We start from the raw sequence: 17,407 nt of genomic DNA on the forward strand, positions 1-17,407 counted from the left end.
GTGAGGGCGACCCCAAGGGGCCGCCCTCACTTCCTCGTCACGGAACCTAGCCGGTAGGAGTATGACGATGATCAGCTGCCGGGTCCCTGTTGCCCGAGGAACCGGCGGGCGTTGCCGCTGGTGATCAACTCGCGAGTCCGCTCGTCGAGCCACGGATTGGTCGCCACGACACTGCCGGCCGGCCGCTCACCCAGCGGGTACGGGTAGTCGCTACCCACGAGAACGTTTGCTGCCCCGAGTGTGTCGACCAGCAGGCGCAGTGCCCGGTCGTCGAATACCACCGAGTCGACATAGAACCGGCCCGTGTAGTGCGATGGCGGGAATTGCGAGGTGCCGATCACGTCGTTACGGTTGTGCCAGGCATTATCCATGCGGCCCAACCAGAACGCGAACGACCCGCCACCGTGCGCGAACGCAATCCGCAACCGCTCGTCGACACGGTCGAACACTCCGCCGAGCACCATGGCCAGGATCGACAGATGCGTCTCCGCGGGCATCGCTGTGAGCCATTGCGCCATCCACCGGTCCAGGCGCGGTGAGCTGGGCATGTCCCATGGATGCACGAATACGGGCACATCGCGGTGCGCGCAGTGCTGCAGAAATGCCACCACGCCCTCACTGTCGAGGTCGCGGTCGCCTACATGGTTACCGATCTCCACACCGCGGTGACCGTTGTCCAAGCACCTATCGAGCTCCTTGCACGCAAGATCCGGATCCTGCAGAGGAACCTGGCAAAAGGGGATGAGTCGGTCCGGTGCCGGAGCCACGATGTCGAGTGCCAGGTCGTTGAAGATCTGCGCGATCTTCGCGGCATCCGATCCAGTCCGCCCGTAATGGAAGAGAGCCGGTGTGGGGGAAACGACCTGGAGCCGTACACCATCGTCATCCATATCTCGCAGCCGTTCCTCAGCATCCCAGCAGTTCGACCGAATGCGTCTGAACTCTTTCTGCCCCATCATCATCATCGCTTCGGATTCGCTCTCGATGCGCAGCCAGGGTGCATCCGGCCCAGCCTGGGCCTCTATATCGGGCCAGCCTTTTGGGACGTAGTGCGTGTGGACGTCGATGATCTCCGGCGCGTCGCTCACGCGCGGCCCCGATGCAGGGCACCGCATTCGGAGCACTCGCGGGCACGTACGTTGTTGTAGAACTCCTCGAACACCGGAGGCAGGTCGGCGACGATGTCGCGCACCTGCAGCTCGACTTCGTGGACCGGGGCATTGCACTCGGCGCAGAACCACAAAAACTTTTCGAAGGTACCCTCTTCGCGAACCCGCTCGACAACCAGGCCGATAGAGCCCTCGGTCGGCCGCTGCGGGGAGTGTGGGATTTCACGCGGCAGCAGCCACGCCTGGCCCTCGCGGATATGCACGTCGGTGGGGCCGTCGTCGGTCATCAGGGTAACGTACATATCGCCCTTGATCTGGTAGAACCACTCCTCGTACGGATCCATGTGAAAATCGGTCCGCTGGTTCGGGCCGCCGACGATCTGCACAATAAAGTCCTTGCCCAGGGCCATGGACCGGTTGTTCACCGGGGGTTTGAGAAGGTGCGCGTGTTCGTCGATCCACCTTTGGAAGTCGATGACGGGCGGGAGGATAGTGGTCATTGACCTATCTCCGTTCACAGAGGGGTCGTTCGCCGAGTGGCGACGAGCTGAATTTCGATCAGAAGGTGCGGGTGGGGCAGCTGGTGCACAGCCACCGTGGTGCGCGTGGGTCCGGTCTCGTCGAAGTACTCGGCGTAGACCTCGTTGTAGCCGCCGAAGTCGTTCATATTGACCAGGAAGGTCGTGACCTGGACAGCGTCGGAAAGATCGGCACCGACTTCGCCGAGAATCGCGGCGATATTAGTGATCACGGCGCGAGTCTGTGCACGGATGTCGAGGCTCGTGGTGCCGAGCTCGTCCACCTCGACGCCCTCGAAGCTGTTGTCGGGACGCCGAGCGCTCGTACCGGAGACAAAGATCAGGTCACCGGCAATTTTCACATGCGGGAATCGCCCACGGGGCGTGGCGAACCCGTCGATGACCCTTCCGATGGTCGTCACGGCCGGACTCCCTTCACGGCGACCGTACCCAGGCCGGCCACTTCGCAACGGGCGCCGTCGGCGGTGAGAGGTAGTGCGGCCGTTGCTGCGCCGGCGAGAATCACGTCCCCGGCGCGTAAAGTGAATCCCCGCTGCCGACACACCCGGCCCAGAGCGTGCAAAGCATGCACAGGGTCACCGAGGATTGCCGAGGTGGAGCCGACGATCTCGTCGGCTCCCACCGATAATCGGACCGCGCGATTGCCCACCGGCTGCAGCGGCTGCCAGTCGCCGATGGCGAACGCGGCGGCCGAGGTATTGTCGGCGACGACGTCCGTGAGGGTGAACCGGAAGTCCCGGTAGCGGGAATCGATGATTTCCACCGCCGGCGCCACGGCGTCAACACACTCGACGAGATCGCTGTCGAATCCGGCGTCGCGGCCGAGACGGTAAGCGACCTCCGGCTCGATCCTCGGGTGGATAAAGCGGGTCAGGTCGACATCGTCTCCATCGGCGAGACGCATGGCATCGGTGAGACGGCCCACAATCACCTCGGAGACACCCATCTGGGCCATCTTCGCCTTACTGGTGAACCCGAGCTTGGCTCCGATCACCGTCTCACCCCGCCGCTCGCGGCGATCGATGAGGAGTGATTGGATGGTGTAGGCATCGTTCACGTCCAGCTCGAAGTCGTCTGCCAGGCTCGAGGTCTCCGTGCGGTGGATCTGCGCGTCATCCAGGCGGCGCGCAAGGAATTCGAATACCGGTGGGTGATTCATGGTATGGACACCGTCTCGGTCGTACGGAACTGCGTCTGCGCCTTTTGCTGCATGCTCGCGGCTATGCTGATAACCATGTCTCCCTGACCTCCGACGATGTCGCGGCGGCCGCCGACCCCGCGAAGAGTGCTGCAGGAGTCAAGGCCGAATCGCCGGGAGGCTCGCTCGACATGTAGTAATAAGCTCAAGTACACCCGTGCCGATCTCAGCATCCACGTCCTGTGATCGACCTGAACCGGCTCGAGGCGCGGCGGGTGGATCACGTCGGCGGCGACATCATCGAGCGCGAACCGGACGCAGTCGCTATGCCGGCTGCTTGGCTCGACGACGGCGACGAAGGCCTCGGTGAGGTCCATCCAGGTGCCAGGACCTTGTCCGAACAGCGCGAGGTCGACCCGGTGCGCGCCGCGCTCTCCAGCGGTCACGTTATCTGCGAACGCCGGCGACGAGGTGTCGTGGGTGCCCGCTCCTATCTGCGGAGCGGTGGCCAGTGTTGATCGGTCCGCGTCGATGCGCCGGCGCACGGTGGCGTCGAGGAATGCTGACTGCGCGGCATCGGTTGCTGCCCGAGTCACAGCTGCACGCACACGTTCGTCGGGTCGGTGTAGAAATGCAACGACGACGCACCGCCTTCGCGCCCGAGGCCGGAAAGGCCCATACCGCCGAACGGTGACCGCAGATCCCGCAGAAACCAGGTATTCACCCAGGACATGCCCACGTTCATCGCTTGTGCGACACGGTGCCCACGGCGCAGATCATTGGTCCACACCGAGGCGGCCAGCCCGTAGTCGGTATCGTTGGCCAGTCCAATCGCCTCGTTCTCGTCGCTGAACGGAATCAGTGCGGCGACGGGGCCGAATATCTCCTCACGCACTGTGGTGGCGTCGTTGGTCAGCCCGGTCCACAGCGTCGGCTCGATCCAAAATCCGCCGTTCAGCTCAGCGCCGAGGTCGGGTACCCCGCCGCCGACCAGCAACTCCGCGCCCTCGCGCTCGGCCAGCTCGAAGTAGCGCAGCACCTTGTCACGATGCGCTTGTGAGATGAGCGGGCCGGTCGTCGTGGCGTCGTCGGTTGGCCGGCCCAGGGTCAGTGCCGACGCGCGCGCAATCAATCCATTCGCGATTTCGTCGAAGATGTCGCGATGGACGTACACTCGCTCAGTGCACAAGCACACCTGTCCGGTGTTGGTGAAGACGGACCGTGCCAGCCCGTCGAGGGTTTCGTCGAGATCGGCGTCCTCGAACACCACAGCGGCGTTCTTACCGCCGAGCTCGAACGACACGGGCCGCACACGCGGCGCTACGGCGCTCATTACCCGCGTACCGGTGGCGGACGAACCGGTGAAGGTCACACCGTCGATGCCCGCATGCCGGGTTAGGAACTCGCCGACACCGCCGCAGCCGTGGACGACGTTGAAGACACCGGCAGGCAGGCCGACCTCGGCGAGCACCTCGGCGAGCAGCGTCGCGGTCGAGGGAGTCTCCTCGCTGGGCTTGACCACCACCGCGTTCCCACATGCCAGGGCCGGGGCCACCTTCCAGGTCAGCAGTAGCAACGGTAGGTTCCAGGGTACGATCACGGCCACCACGCCCAGCGGCTTGCGGACAGCGTAGTTCAGGGCGCGCCGACCGTCTCCGGTCTCAGTGATAAAGGATTCCTGGCCGGCGGCAGCCACAATATCGGCAAAGCTGCGAAAGTTCTGCGGTGCGCGGCGCACGTCCAGTAACCGCGCCTGGGTGATCGGCTTGCCGGTGTCGGCGACCTCCGCAGCGACAAACTCCTCGAAGCGTTCTTCAATGCGGTCGGCCGCTCGGCGGAGCAGCGCGGCCCGCTCGGCGACCGGAGTCTTCGCCCACGAAGTCAGAGCGCGGCGTGCCGAAGTGACGGCACGGTCCACCAACGCCGTGTCGGCCGCGTGCACGCGGCCCAGCGTGGCCCCGGTCGCCGGATCGATGTTGTCGTACCCCGAGGTTTCGTTGGGTTCGGTGTATGCGCCGTCGACAAAATTGCGCACCCAGTATTGGACCGTATCTGCCATATCAGCAATCATCGAGTTCGTGATGTATGCCTGACAAATGCCAAACCGTGGCGTACCTATGCTTGAAAGGGCATTGCCCATGGAACGTTGGGTGTCCTATGGATCATCCCGGCAGCGGAGCGAGACATACAGTCAGTAGTCGACCGACATTTCAAAGTCGAATGGCCATTTCGAGCTTGGCGATTTTCGCAGTCTCGGGCGTCATCCGCTCATTGAATGGTCGCGGTGCCGCTTGCTCAGCGCAGTGTGATCACCGAATCCAGCGCGTCCCACCGCCATGCTGCGCCGGCGAGAGGTTTTCGGACCGATCCGGTATTGCTCTCTGGCGCCAGCCATGCCTCAAACGGCATGTCAAGACCGCACTTCGGCATTGGACAGGTTCCCAATCATTCGGAAGGGTTCCAACAACTACCCCGAAGTCCCGAGTCCGATCCGGAGTCGAATCGTGATGATCATGGCGTTCAGGGAGCCGCAGCCAATATCCAGGAGTAAGCAAGTGCCCAACGAAGAGCATGTCGGCGTATCGCGGAAACGATCTCATAGCCTACGACCATGGGAAGTCATGGCATTGTCACTCGCCTCGGTCGGCCCCATGATGGCCCTGTCGGGGAACGCCCAGGGAATCGCCGGCTACATCGGAGCCGCCGTTCCGGTCGCGTTTGCTTGCGCCGCCGGTGGGGTGCTCCTCATTGCGCTCGGGTTCGCCATCCTGTCGCGACACACCGCTCACATGGGGAGTGTCTACGGGTTGGTCGGTAAAGCGATCGGCCCACGCAGTGGCATGTTCAGCGGCCTCGCGATCCTCGGCGCGTACGTCGCACTTGCCACCTGTTGCGGCGGCATCTTCGCGGCGACGTTCAACTCGTTGCTTCAGCAGATTCAGGGAGCCGCGGCCTTCCAGCTACCGTGGATCGTGCCTGCGCTGTTTTGCGTCGTCGTCGCTGCGACCCTCGCGTTCGCGGGAACGTCGACCGTCGCCCGGGTACTGCTGATCAGCGAACTACTCGGCGTCGGACTGGCGCTCGTGCTGGCGATCGCCGTCTTCGCCAAGGGCGGCGCCCCGTCGACCGGCATCGATCTCTCATCGACACTCGATCTGGACGGCATAGCTCCCTCCGCGCTTCTCGCCGCCGGGGTCATGGGATTCCTCGCCTGGGCGGGATTCGAGGCCGGCGCCGCGCTCGGGGAAGAGACTGCCAACCCGAGGCGGAACATCCCTCTCGCCCTGGTAGGCGTCGTTGTCATCGTAGGCTTGCTCTACACCTTCGTGATGACCGCGCTGGTCTGCGGATTCGGCACCGACGCCTCAGGGTTGGAAGCCCTCGAGAGCTCTGGTAGCACACTCGGTGACCTAGGCACCCGCTACCTCGGCACCGGGTTCGGTATCGCGATCGTCATCACCGTCTGCATCTCCGCGTTCGCCGGAAACCTTGCCCTTGCGTCGGCCGCCGGCCGCATCATCTTCGCTCTCGCACGTGACGGTATCGGGCCGCAGGCTCTCGCCAAGAGCCACCCCAAGCTGGGTGTGCCGACCAACGCTATCGTCACCGTCCTTGTTCTGAATGCCGCATGCAACACCCTCGGTTGGGCAACGAGCTTCACGGACATGGGGACGGGCAATCCTGCGATCGACGCATTCATCTACTTCGCATCAATCGGGTCGGTCGCGTTGCTCGTCACCTATCTCACCGTCCAGGTCGCCAGCATCCGTCACTCCTTCACCCAGTTCCGCACCGGCGCTGCGGTTGGTATGTTCGCACTACTCACCCTTGGTGGAGTCGGCGTCGTCCTCGTATTACTGGCAAATCTACGCGCCCAGGAAAGTATCCTGACCGGTCCGGCGACCTGGGGGCTGCTGTGGTGCGGTGTAGGCCTGGCAGTGGCGCTCTTCAGTAGCCGAGCGACAGCGCACCGGATTCAGAGTTCCCTGCAGCCCGAACCGGAATACGACGCCGGTGCGGTAGTGGCGGCCGAAGCAGGAATCCTCTCGAGAGACCAGTGACCGCGACCTGGCACCTATCAGCCAGCATATTCGCATCGTGGTGGAGTGGCAGCGTCGCGGATCCACCGAGATGTGCCGAAAACCGACAACAACGAAGGATGAAAACAGATGCAGTTGAAGCATTTTGTGGACGGCAAGATGCTCGGTGGCGACGACCTTCTCGAGATCGTCAACCCGTCGACCGCCGAGGTCATCACGCACGCACCGTCGGCGGCCCCCGATGTAGTGGACGTCGCGGTACGAGCAGCACAGGACGCGTTCGCGAGCTGGAGTGGACAGACGCCCGGGTATCGTGCCGGGGCACTTTTGGCGCTTGCGCAGGCGGTCGAGAACGATCTGAGCCACCTGCTCGATCTCGAATCCACCAACGCCGGCCTGCCGGTCGGCCTATACGGCGAGGATCTGGCATGGGGCGTCGACGTGATCCGGTATACCGCAGGTGCCGCGCGCGTCGTGGGCGCCCCCGTCGCTGACGAATACGTCAGCGGGTGCACGTCGATGGTGCGACGCGAGCCACTGGGGGTCGTGTGCTGCATTGCCCCGTGGAACGACCCGCTGCTGCTGGCGCTGACCAAACTCGCGCCCGCGTTGGCTACCGGGAACACTGTTGTCCTCAAGCCGGCACCGAATACCCCGATGACCGCTGTGCGCCTTGCCGAGCTTGCCGCGGACATCCTGCCTCCTGGGGTGCTCAACGTGGTGCTGGGAGGGCAGGCGACCGGTGAGGCGCTGCTCGAGCATCCCGGAATCGATGCCGTCGCCTTCACCGGCTCAGTGGAGACCGGGAAGCGAATTGCCGAGATGGCGGCCCGGACGCTCAAGAAGACGGTTCTCGAGCTCGGAGGCAAGTCACCGGTTGTCGTGTTCGCCGACTCGAATCTCGAGAAGATCGCCGAGACGATCTCGGGGCTAGGGTTTTACAGCGCGGGGCAGAACTGCATTGCTGCGACGCGGATACTCGTTGAGGAGAGTGCGCACGACAAGTTCGTGCAGCACCTGACCGAGCGTGCTCGGACGTTGGTCATCGGAGATGCACGGTCCCCGGAGACCACCCTCGGCCCGCTCGTATCGGCGCGGCAACGCGAGAGTGTCGAGGGGTTCCTGGAGCGCCGGGAGTCGCATACCGAGATTGTGACCGGCGGCGTCCGGCCGGCCGGGCTGGCCGGCTTCTTCCTCGAACCCACGATCGTCACAGGCCTGCGCGAAGGTGACGAGATGACCCGCGAGGAGATCTTCGGCCCTGTGCAGACGGTGGAGACCTTCCGCGATGAGAGCGAGGTCATCCGGCGCGCGAACGCCACCCGCTACGGACTCGGCGCGTCGGTGTGGACACGCGACGTGGCACGAGCTCTGCGGCTGGCCCGGGGAATCAAGGCCGGCAGCGTCTGGGTCAACACCCACTCAGCGGTCGCCACGGAGCTGCCCTTCGGCGGCTTCAAGGCATCCGGGTATGGGCGCGAGTTCGGTGCCAGCCTCGATGAGTTCACCGGCACGAAGCACGTGGCGGTAAGTCTCGAGGACTAACAGCTGTGGGGGACGCACGGCGCGGCTCGTGCTCGCTCCGCAATCCTGGGAACGCGTCGCGGTGCGCCGCACCGACCGTCGGCGCGACCGTCGCACGGTGAACCTGCCGGCGTAACCAGGCTGTCCATCTCCACCCGATCACGCCGGCGCCCTCGCTCTGCCCCGTCTCGATATACGTGTTCGCAATGCGAAGCGATAGCGGACGCTACCGATGGTCGATGCGCCGGTTTCCACTGGGCGCAATCAATGATGGGTACGACGACATACCGAGCGGCAAGAATACTCGCGGCATCCTCGATATCTGGCACTGAAGACTCTCTTACGCAGCACTTTTATGAGGAGATTCGTTATGACCGATCTGACCGGTCGAGTAGCAATCGTCACAGGGGGATCATCAGGTATCGGACAGGCGACGGTCCGTAAGCTGAGCGCCCTCGGCGCACACGTCGTATCGGGTGACTTGACACCGTTTCCTGAGTCTCTGGCCAGGGTCGCCGGGGTCGTCACCGACCTCTCCACAGCTGAGGGATGCGCAGCGCTCGTCGAGCGTGTGAAAGAACTTCACGGGAGACTCGACGTGATTATCAACAACGTCGGCATAGCACCGACACGCGATGGGTTCGAGTCGATCACCGATGACGACTGGTCCCTGCTGTGGAACATCAACCTGATGAGCGCGGTCCGCGTGACGCGCGCGGGCATTCCACTGCTGAGGGAGTCCAACTACGCATCGATCGTCATGATGTCCTCGTCGACAGCGCGCGTAGTCGATCCGTACTGGATCGACTACGCGGCGACCAAAGCCGGCCTGCTGGCGATCACCCGCGGGCTTGCCGAGGAGCTCGGCGCTGACGGCATCCGAGTCAACGCTGTGTCGCCGGGATCGATCAGGACGCCACTGTGGGACGTGCCCGGCGGGTTCGCCGAGCAGCTCGCGATCCGCCACGGCACCGATGTCGAGTCCGCAATCGGGAACTATGTCCGGAATGAGCGCCGAATCACCCTGGGCAGACCCGGCAGCGCCGAGGACGTGGCCAACACCGTTGCCTTTCTGGTCTCCGACGAGTCGTCCTACATCACCGGGTCCGATTTCCCCGTGAACGGCGGCAGCGTCAAGCACATCTGAGAAGAACCGGACGAGGAGCCGAGACACCCGATGAAGAGCCGCGCGCATTCATCGACAGCTAGTGCCCCGTCCAGATAGGTTGCGCTGGTAATCCGGGTGTCGGTTTGAGCCGCTGCTTGTTGTCGGTGATGCTGCTGGTGGAGGTGGTGTCGATGGCACGGAAACCGGAAGTGTTCGTGCGGGAGGTGACCCCGGACGAGGGTCGCCGCCTGCAGAAAATCACCAAGACGAGCCGGCAGCCGATCAGGACACGGCGCGCGATCGTGGTGATGGCCTCGGCACAGCATCAACCGGTCCCGGCGATCGCCCGGTTGATGCAGGTGTCGGAAGCGTATGTGCGCCAAGTGATCCACGATTTCAACGAGCGGGGGTTCGAAGCTTTGGACCCGGGCAGGCCGAGCAAGGTGGATCGGGCGACGCGTGAGCGTATCGCCTGCATCGCCCGGTGCTGCCCCGCAAACTCGGCCATCCGTTTTCGACATGGAGCCTGTCGAAACTGCGAGACGTGCTGGCCACCAGCAAGATCGCTGACATCAGCCGCGAAACCAGGACGCTGCGATCGGCGCCTGCATCCGCTGGCGCAAACAGCACGCCCGACCCAAACGAGAGTTCGCAGTCAACTCCCCAATCCGCCGCCCGGATTACCTACCCAACGTTGCCTGACAAGGTACTAGCCCGAACACAGGAACCAGATGTATGCGCCGAGGGCGTGTGGTGAGCGGTGGGAGGCAGGCTGCTCTAATCAGGGATTGCGATATGCTGTGCGGTGGTCTCGAGACTATCGATCAACGCCACGGCGGATGGACTCAGCGCTCGTGTAGCCGCAGTGGTGATTCCCACACTGTGCCCGACCGTGTCCAAGGGAACGGCCAACGCACGAAGTCGAGAATCCTCAGCGGCTATAAAGCTCGGTAACGCGGCAATGAAGTCGTACTCGATCAGCAGTTTCCGCACCGTGAGAAATGACGTCACTTCTACACGGTTGCGTGGTAAATCGAGGCCGCGTCTGACGAAAAACTCTTCCAGCTCACGGCGCAGCGACGTTTCGACACCGGGCAAGATCCACGGATACGCGGTCAAGCCTTCCAGCGGAACATCAAGAATTTGGGCCAGTGGATGTTGCGGGCGACAGCATAGCCGGACTGTTTCATCGTAAAGCGTTCTACGCGAAATAAATTCGGTCGTTGGTGACGTGAGGCGGCCCACGATTACGTCTACTCGCCCGGCTTCGAGTTCGGCCAGCAGAGCCTCTGGCGTCCCCTCGCGCACGATGACTGTAAGTGAGGGTCGAGTTTGCTTGAGCAGCCCGATCGCCATTGGCAGGAGGACGCTGGAACCAGCCAGGTGTGTGCCTACGGACACCGTGCCACGCTCGGCGTCGGCAAGCTCCAGTACGTGACGTCCGGCTTCATTCAGCTGCGCCAGGACGGCACGAGCATGCTCGGTAAAGGCCTGACCGAAGATAGTCGGGCTGATACCTCGCGGGCCGCGCTCATAGAGCGCAACGCCGAGAATTTCCTCAACTTCCTGGAGCCCGCGCGTAGCTACCGGTTGCGTAACATGCAGCTCGACCGCCGCTCCGCCGACCGAGCCCTGGCGCGTGAGTGCGTCGATCAGCACCAGGTGGCGGATCTTCAACCTACCGTCGAGCAGTTTGGGGAGGTTCATTATGTAGCCTTCCGCACGGTCATTTGTATGCCTATTCAAGCATGAATTATCCGAATATCGTTAATAGTTGTGCATATCTACGGTCAATGATTCGACCGCGATCTTCGACCGCGGTTGTTCACGACACTCGACGGCACGTGGCCTGCGGGTAGGCGTGGTGTTCACTGATTTCGGCGTCGCTGTGCGATGGCCGGATTCCGGGTCGAGTACGCTCTCGCCGCCAAACTCGTCGATGCCGTAGAAGGGGAACAACTCACCGAAACCGTCGCCCGCTACGGTCGGGTCGATCTTCTCTACTCGACGAACTCGGCGACATGGAACTCGACAAACGAGGCGCTGAGCTGCTGTTCCAAGTTCTCACCGAACTAGAGGAGAAGACCTCGGTCGCGATCGCCGCCAACGACAGTTTCGGCTCCGGAACAAAAACGTTCACCGGCCCGATCCTCCGTGACGATTGTGGACCGCCTCACCTTCGGCGAGAAGGTGTATGCCACAGCCTCCGGGCTGCGTGCAGTAGCAGAGGTAGAAGTGATCGAGAGTGGCCGGCGGTCGGCTGGCCACCAGCCACCCTCACCGGTCGTCGGCCGGCGATCCGGCCCGGCGATCGCCCCGGCCCACCACGAAGGCGATGGCCCCCATCAGCAACAGCACTCCGGCGCCGGTCGCGATGGAGGCGTGCGCGCCGCTGACGAACGATTGCCGTGCCGCGGCCAGCAGTCCGGGATCGAGCGCATAACGCTGGATCGTTTCCCCGAGAGTCGGCGCGAACTCACCGCCGGCGCGAAAGGCCAGCGCCGCGAGCGACCCCAGCAAAGCCAGGCCCAGGGCATTACCGAGTTCGAAACTGGTCTCGGAGATACCGACCGCCGAACCGGCCCGTTCCGGCGGAACCGCGGCCACCGCCACCTCCGAGACCAGCGTGAACACAATGCCGTAGCCGATACCGGCGATTGCCGACCCAGCCACATACCAGCCCACGCCGCCGTCGGCGCCGATACCGAGCATCAGGAGATTGCCGACCGCGGCCGTCACCAGTGCCGTGACGAACGCCCACCGCACCCCCAGCAGCCGCGCCGCCGACGATCCGCTCACCGAGAAGATGAACACGGTTGTCACCATGGGGATACCGAGCACGGCCGCCTGCAGCGGGTCCCGTCCGGTCACCGACTGCAACCAGATACTGCTCAGATAGCCGAGCCCGGCCAGCGACATCATCGCGGCGGTACTCGACCCGATGGCGACCGAGAACTGGGCACGGGTGAACAGCGACAGATCGACCAATGGGTGGGCCAGTCGCCGCTGCCGGCGGACGAACAGGGTCAGCACCGCCGCGCCGAGGAACGCACTGACGAGGGCCTCGATACCGGGCCCGTGCTCAGCTATGTGCTTCACCGCGTATACCGTGGGCAGGATGCCGCCGATGGACAGTGCCACGCTGGGCAGATCGAGCGGTCCCAGCGCGGCGGCCCGGTGCTCGGGCAGCAGCAGCGGCCCGAACGCGAGCAGCACCAGCAGGACCGGCACATTGATCAGGAACACCGACCCCCACGAGAAGTGTTGCAGCAGGGTTCCGCCGATGATCGGACCGGCGGCCGAGCCTCCCGCGAAAACTGCTGTCCAGATCCCGATGGCCCGCGCACGGTGCCGCTGGTCCGGGAAGAGATCGGAGATGAGCGCCAAGCCTGACGGGAGCAGCGTGGCGCCACCGATTCCCATCAACGCGCGGGCCGCGATGAGCACCGCCGCACTGGGCGCGAAGGCCGCGATCGCCGAGGCGGTGCCGAATACGGTCGCACCCGCGAGCAGGATGGCGCGGCGGCCGACCCGGTCACCCAGATTGCCCATGGTGATCAGCAGCCCGGCGATGAGGAACCCATAGATATCGAGGATCCACAACTGCTGGGCGGCACTCGGATCGAGATCGGCGGTGAGAGTCGGCAACGCCAGGAACAACACCGACCTATCCATGGACACCAGCAACACCGGCAACAGGAGTACGGCCAGACCCAACCAGGCGCGCCGCCCGCCGCTCGTAGCCGGCGCGGTCCGTGCCGCCTCCACGTTCGTCATCCACGTCCCTTCCGAGTCGTCGGTTCAGCCAGTGGTTAAACCCGTCGCCGCGGTGACTGTTCGTGGCCGCGGCGACGAGCGGCGATGATGACCACCACCGCGGCGGGGGCGGCGCGCGGCGATCGTGTTCCGATCCCGACGGTGAGCGGCGGTATCGCCATCTGCGGGCTCCGGCCGGCGGTACGCGCGCCCGCCCGTTTCATCGGTCGGCTCGTATCTGACGACGTCCTTTGATTCCGGAGTCGCCGATCACGCTGACCGATGCCGCCCAGCACGGCTTATCGGCGCCTTCGGGTCAGAACCGGGAACGGGGAGCGTCGTTGATCCCCTGAGCAGCGCTATTGATGCCCTCCCGGTCCAAGCCCGAGTCTGTTGCTGTCGTTACCGGCTACGAAACAGTTCGCCGATCACTCTGAGCCGACTCGGCCCTTGAGAACGTTGTTTTTTGGGTCGAGCCAACCGGCAACAGCCAGCCAATCCTCCGGGGTCATTTCAGAAGATTGAGGTACGAACCTTTTGCCGGAATGCGCGGTAGTGCGATGTTCAGCCGGACATATATGGCGAGAGCGATCGTATCTGCTACGAAATACGCACCCGCACTTATGGCATAGGATATCCATTTCATCCTCCATCTACAGCCCGCCGGAACCGATCGGTTTCAAAAGGATCATTGCAGGCTTTCGCTATTTTCCCCATCCCCATTTTCTGCTTCAAATGAAACCTTCATCCACTGGTAAACCAACCAATTGAACGAGGTTGTCAGCGACAGCAGTGCCAAGGATCGCGTTGCGGGCGCGAATCCTGCGCAACGCCTGTACCATCAGCTCGATAGAAATGACCTCCCGCCGGCGTATGGCTCGTGCGAGTTCGGTGGTTGTCGGGTGCGATCCGATCGTCCTGGCCATGAGACTGATTCCGGTAAAAAATGATTTGATGGACCGATCAATGTGGTGGAGATGCTCGTCGAGATCACATTCTCGACGAACTGGTAAACGTATACAGGCAGACGGCATGGACCTCCGCAGCCAGTGGCGAAATCTACGAGAACCGGTGCGCCGCCGGCCTCATCTCAGAACAGGCCCGGGATGAAGCTCGACCAGGTACCGAAGCGCCGATAGCACCGCCTGACCGAACTCTGAGAAGACTTGCCATAAGCCGAGTGTCAACCATCACACCTGTGCATGGCAAATGCCGATATCGGGTGGAGGTATGCCGTTACAGGCATATCAACGGGCCCGTTCTGAGGCCTGTAGATGCCAGTAGGACCTCCCCGTAGGCGACCAGTAGTTTTTCCGCTGCCGGCTACCTGGGTTTCCCCAACGGCTTCACCCCCGCGCCGTTGGTGGCTCGAGGGCACTACTCTCTCCACCGAAAGTGGGCCACAGCGTGATTCCGCAGGGGGACAACGGATCCGGGCGCGGGCACAGCGGCCGAATCGATCATGCCATCGGGCGATCTCTTGGCGGTCCGACGATGAAATCGATCTCGTGTAGTACTGCTGAGCTACGAACGTAGGATATCGACACTTATGTCGAGACTGAGCGGCGGCCTGGAATCAACACGGCGGGCCTCGCTCGAGTAGGCGTCGAGTGGTGCTTGCTGATCGCTGAGAACGGCTACACGATCGTGATAGCTCTGCACCTCCTGCAAGAACTCCGTGCACACCGCCTCGATGACGGCCTCGGAGCCGTCACCGAGGCGGGGCAGGAGTCGTCTGATCAGCGGACGGGCAGCCCGGACTCCAGCAATGTGCGGATGACGAGGACCCGGTGGACCGTGGACTGGCAGTAGTCGCCGAACCCATCCCCGAAGCGACCAGAACAATCCCGTCTTCCTTCTCCTGGTGCCACAACGATCTTGCACTCACACCGCTGATTCTGGCGCCTCATCGATCTTCATGCGAGCAGCAACATTCGAGCGCACCGCGATCTTCCGGCACCCACTTACGACGAGTCGACGACTTCGGAGTGACGGGAAACTTCTCCTGGTCAGCCGCGCGTGTGTAGTCCGAAACCTGTGCGGCCCGCGGGTTCCAGTCCTTCTTTCAGGTGCAGCGAGGGGATCTCGTAGTCACCGAAGTTCTGCCGCCGGTATGCGACCGGTTCTGTCGATTCCAAGGTGAGCAGGCGCTGCTTCCATGCTTCGGCGACGGCCGGGTAGTTCTCGTCGGTCATCCGGTCGGTGCCGTACAGCACGAACGGCGGCAGCACCTCGATGCCTGGGTAGTAGAGGATGCCGTGCTGGATCGGGAACAGCAGATCGTCGATGGGACCGTTGATACCGCGCGCGGCGTAATGCGATTCCGGTCCGCCGGCGGTCACCGACAGCAGCGCCTTTCTCCCCACGAGGGTTCCTTCGCCGAAGCGCTCACCATACTTGGTGTCGCTGTGCTCGCCCACCCCGTATGCGAAGTGGTAGCTGAACACCCGGTCCACCCAGCCCTTCAGGATGGCGGGCATCGTGTACCACCACATGGGGAATTGGAAGATGATGGTGTCGGCCCACAGCAGTTTCTGCTGCTCGGCGTGGACGTCCGCGGTGAGCGTTCCGGCGTCGAAGGCCCGGCCCGAGGCCAGCGCGACATTCAGCCGGCTCGAAGCGTCGGCACCGAAGTCTGTGGCATCCACGACCGCCTTCCAGTTCATCGCGTACAGATCGCTCACCTGCACCGTGTGCCCGGCGGCCTCCAGCGTGGATACCGCGAGGTCCTTCAGCGAGCCGTTCAGCGACTTCGGCTCCGGGTGGGCGTAGACGATCAGCGTTTTCATGGCAACTCCTTCGGATCGGGTGACTTCGATCCTGGGCGACGCCGCACCTGCCGTTCAGGGGCTCCTCTTCCATCGGAACGGACTTCCTGGTATCGGCAGGGCCACCTTCACAGGCACTGGTGCCGCCATACTGGGGGCATGGACGACCTCGCGGGCTTTCTACGGACCCGGCGTTCCCGGGTCGACCCCGCGGCCGTCGGCATCCCCACCTACACGCATCGCCGCGTAGTGGGGTTGCGCCGCGAAGAGATCGCGCACCTATCCGGAGTGAGCGTCGACTACTACGTACGCCTGGAACAAGGCCGTGCGACCCAGCCTTCCGAGCAGGTCCTCGACGCAATCGCCCGCGTCCTCGGCCTCGACGAGACCGAACGCGGGCACCTCCACCGCCTCGCCCGGCAGCGCCGCCGCCGTGTGCAGGCACCGGTCGACCGGGTCCGGCCGGAACTGCTGCGCGTCCTCGGCCTCGTCACCGATGCACCTGCACTGCTCGTGAACCGCCGCTTGGATGTGCTCGCCGGAAACCGTATGGCCGGGCTCCTCTACGGCCGGGCGATGCCGGGTCTGAACACCGCCCGGCACATCTTCCTCGAGGAGGACGAGCGCGGGCTGTACGGGGACTGGGAGACATGCACCCTCGATGTTGTCGGGCATCTGCGCCTGGCGGCCGGAAAATACCCCGAGGACCCCGGCCTGGCCTCGCTCATCGGCGAACTGGCGATGGGCAGCGAGCGCTTCCGCCGCCTCTGGGCCCGCGCCGACGTGCGCGCCCGCACGCACGGCCTCAAGCGGTTCCAGCACCCCATGGTCGGACAACTGGAACTCCACCAGGAGAACTTTTCCCTCCCGGACGAGACAGGTATGGAACTGCTGATGCTGTCCGCGGCCCCCGGCAGCCCCGCCGAGGACGGACTGCGCCTACTCGCGGGCCTCGGCGTGGACGGCATCGGCGGCGATGATCAGAAACACACGCCGCGATCCGTCGACCACCGCGGCGTCGGCGGCAGTGGCGGACCGCGACGCACGGGCGGACCGGCAGAACGGGATTGAGTATCCGGACTGCTTCCTCCAGGATCGTGACCGTGAACGCAAGCTCGTTGCAGCACTGCGAACACCGCCGGACCGAGCACCGGAACGACACTGCAGTGTGTTCGCCGGATCCTGGGAGACCCATGACAACGACCTCACCGAACCATCGGGAATCCAGGACGCCCAGCTGGAACAGATATCGAGTCTCACAGGTCGGCTGATGACGAAGACTTCGATTCAGAGATCGAGGAGTCCTTCGCTCTCCCGAGGACAGCCGCGGCAAACCTCACCGCCGAGGAGCGCGAGCAGCTCGCGACGCTCTTACAGAAAGCACTGCAAGACTGACGCGACAGTGAAATCCGGCAAGGAAGGCAG

Annotated in this window: 17 protein-coding genes; 7 read left to right on the plus strand and 10 right to left on the minus strand. The window is 63.8% G+C overall.

Features of this window, described 5'->3' with window-relative positions:
* Positions 1 to 71 precede the first annotated feature (71 nt).
* Genes ACQEVO_RS16110 through ACQEVO_RS16135 form a run of 6 tightly spaced genes read right to left on the minus strand, consistent with a single transcriptional unit; the run spans position 72 to position 4,845 of the window.
* A complete protein-coding gene (locus ACQEVO_RS16110; protein WP_432913753.1) occupies positions 72 to 1,115 on the minus strand; it encodes an amidohydrolase family protein in 1,044 nt (347 codons plus the stop codon).
* The gene (locus ACQEVO_RS16115) at positions 1,085 to 1,609 is read right to left on the minus strand and encodes a 3-hydroxyanthranilate 3,4-dioxygenase (protein ID WP_432913755.1); all 525 of its coding nucleotides are present in this window, start codon (positions 1,607 to 1,609) and stop codon (positions 1,085 to 1,087) included. Before ACQEVO_RS16115 ends, ACQEVO_RS16110 begins: the two co-directional genes overlap by 31 nt.
* Positions 1,610 to 1,623: 14 nt before the next feature.
* The gene (locus tag ACQEVO_RS16120) at positions 1,624 to 2,049 is read right to left on the minus strand and encodes a RidA family protein (protein ID WP_432913756.1); all 426 of its coding nucleotides are present in this window, start codon (positions 2,047 to 2,049) and stop codon (positions 1,624 to 1,626) included.
* Positions 2,046 to 2,807, minus strand: a complete 762-nt coding sequence (locus ACQEVO_RS16125) for a 2-keto-4-pentenoate hydratase (RefSeq protein WP_432913757.1) — start codon at positions 2,805 to 2,807, stop codon at positions 2,046 to 2,048. The genes ACQEVO_RS16120 and ACQEVO_RS16125 overlap by 4 nt, the downstream gene beginning before the upstream one ends.
* Positions 2,804 to 3,382 carry a hypothetical protein gene (locus ACQEVO_RS16130; protein ID WP_432913759.1) on the minus strand — a complete coding sequence of 193 codons (579 nt, stop codon included), beginning with the start codon at positions 3,380 to 3,382 and terminating at the stop codon, positions 2,804 to 2,806. The genes ACQEVO_RS16125 and ACQEVO_RS16130 overlap by 4 nt, the downstream gene beginning before the upstream one ends.
* Complete coding sequence (locus ACQEVO_RS16135) at positions 3,379 to 4,845, minus strand: 2-hydroxymuconic semialdehyde dehydrogenase (protein ID WP_432913761.1); 1,467 nt, start codon at positions 4,843 to 4,845, stop codon at positions 3,379 to 3,381. The genes ACQEVO_RS16130 and ACQEVO_RS16135 overlap by 4 nt, the downstream gene beginning before the upstream one ends.
* 562 nt (positions 4,846 to 5,407) lie before the next feature.
* Between ACQEVO_RS16135 and ACQEVO_RS16140 the strand changes: the two genes are divergently transcribed.
* The 4 genes from ACQEVO_RS16140 to ACQEVO_RS16155 all read left to right on the plus strand — a co-directional run bounded on the left by ACQEVO_RS16140 (position 5,408) and on the right by ACQEVO_RS16155 (position 10,171).
* Entirely contained in the window at positions 5,408 to 6,847 is a 1,440-nt protein-coding gene (locus tag ACQEVO_RS16140; protein ID WP_432913762.1) for an APC family permease, read from the plus strand.
* Positions 6,848 to 6,955: 108 nt separating this feature from the next.
* A complete protein-coding gene (locus ACQEVO_RS16145; protein WP_432913763.1) occupies positions 6,956 to 8,371 on the plus strand; it encodes an aldehyde dehydrogenase family protein in 1,416 nt (471 codons plus the stop codon).
* Between the two features lie 349 nt (positions 8,372 to 8,720).
* Positions 8,721 to 9,497 carry an SDR family NAD(P)-dependent oxidoreductase gene (locus tag ACQEVO_RS16150; RefSeq protein ID WP_432913765.1) on the plus strand — a complete coding sequence of 259 codons (777 nt, stop codon included), beginning with the start codon at positions 8,721 to 8,723 and terminating at the stop codon, positions 9,495 to 9,497.
* Positions 9,498 to 9,766: 269 nt separating this feature from the next.
* Complete coding sequence (locus ACQEVO_RS16155; RefSeq protein WP_432922720.1) at positions 9,767 to 10,171, plus strand: helix-turn-helix domain-containing protein; 405 nt, start codon at positions 9,767 to 9,769, stop codon at positions 10,169 to 10,171.
* 64 nt (positions 10,172 to 10,235) lie between these two features.
* Here ACQEVO_RS16155 and ACQEVO_RS16160 read toward each other — a convergent pair whose 3' ends face one another.
* Positions 10,236 to 11,165: a LysR substrate-binding domain-containing protein gene (locus ACQEVO_RS16160; protein ID WP_432913767.1), complete on the minus strand. Its 930-nt coding sequence runs from the start codon at positions 11,163 to 11,165 to the stop codon at positions 10,236 to 10,238.
* A gap of 194 nt (positions 11,166 to 11,359) precedes the next feature.
* Here ACQEVO_RS16160 and ACQEVO_RS16165 point away from each other — a divergent pair, with 194 nt between their 5' ends.
* A complete protein-coding gene (locus ACQEVO_RS16165; RefSeq protein ID WP_432922724.1) occupies positions 11,360 to 11,854 on the plus strand; it encodes an ATP-binding protein in 495 nt (164 codons plus the stop codon).
* Here the strand turns inward: ACQEVO_RS16165 and ACQEVO_RS16170 are convergent.
* Positions 11,736 to 13,235: an MFS transporter gene (locus ACQEVO_RS16170; RefSeq protein WP_432913769.1), complete on the minus strand. Its 1,500-nt coding sequence runs from the start codon at positions 13,233 to 13,235 to the stop codon at positions 11,736 to 11,738. The genes ACQEVO_RS16165 and ACQEVO_RS16170 overlap by 119 nt on opposite strands.
* A 710-nt stretch (positions 13,236 to 13,945) precedes the next feature.
* Entirely contained in the window at positions 13,946 to 14,140 is a 195-nt protein-coding gene (locus ACQEVO_RS16175; RefSeq protein WP_432913771.1) for a hypothetical protein, read from the minus strand.
* A 691-nt stretch (positions 14,141 to 14,831) separates the two neighbouring features.
* Between ACQEVO_RS16175 and ACQEVO_RS16180 the strand changes: the two genes are divergently transcribed.
* Positions 14,832 to 15,026: a hypothetical protein gene (locus ACQEVO_RS16180; RefSeq protein WP_432913773.1), complete on the plus strand. Its 195-nt coding sequence runs from the start codon at positions 14,832 to 14,834 to the stop codon at positions 15,024 to 15,026.
* Between the two features lie 197 nt (positions 15,027 to 15,223).
* On the opposite strand, the gene ACQEVO_RS16185 is transcribed toward ACQEVO_RS16180, so the two are convergent.
* Positions 15,224 to 16,003: an NAD(P)H-dependent oxidoreductase gene (locus tag ACQEVO_RS16185; protein WP_432913775.1), complete on the minus strand. Its 780-nt coding sequence runs from the start codon at positions 16,001 to 16,003 to the stop codon at positions 15,224 to 15,226.
* Between the two features lie 138 nt (positions 16,004 to 16,141).
* On the opposite strand from ACQEVO_RS16185, the gene ACQEVO_RS16190 reads away from it, so the two are divergent.
* Positions 16,142 to 17,053, plus strand: a complete 912-nt coding sequence (locus tag ACQEVO_RS16190) for a helix-turn-helix transcriptional regulator (RefSeq protein ID WP_432913777.1) — start codon at positions 16,142 to 16,144, stop codon at positions 17,051 to 17,053.
* The last annotated feature ends 354 nt before the right edge of the window (positions 17,054 to 17,407 follow it).

Source organism: Nocardia sp. CA-290969, from assembly GCF_050936135.1.
GTDB lineage: Bacteria > Actinomycetota > Actinomycetes > Mycobacteriales > Mycobacteriaceae > Nocardia.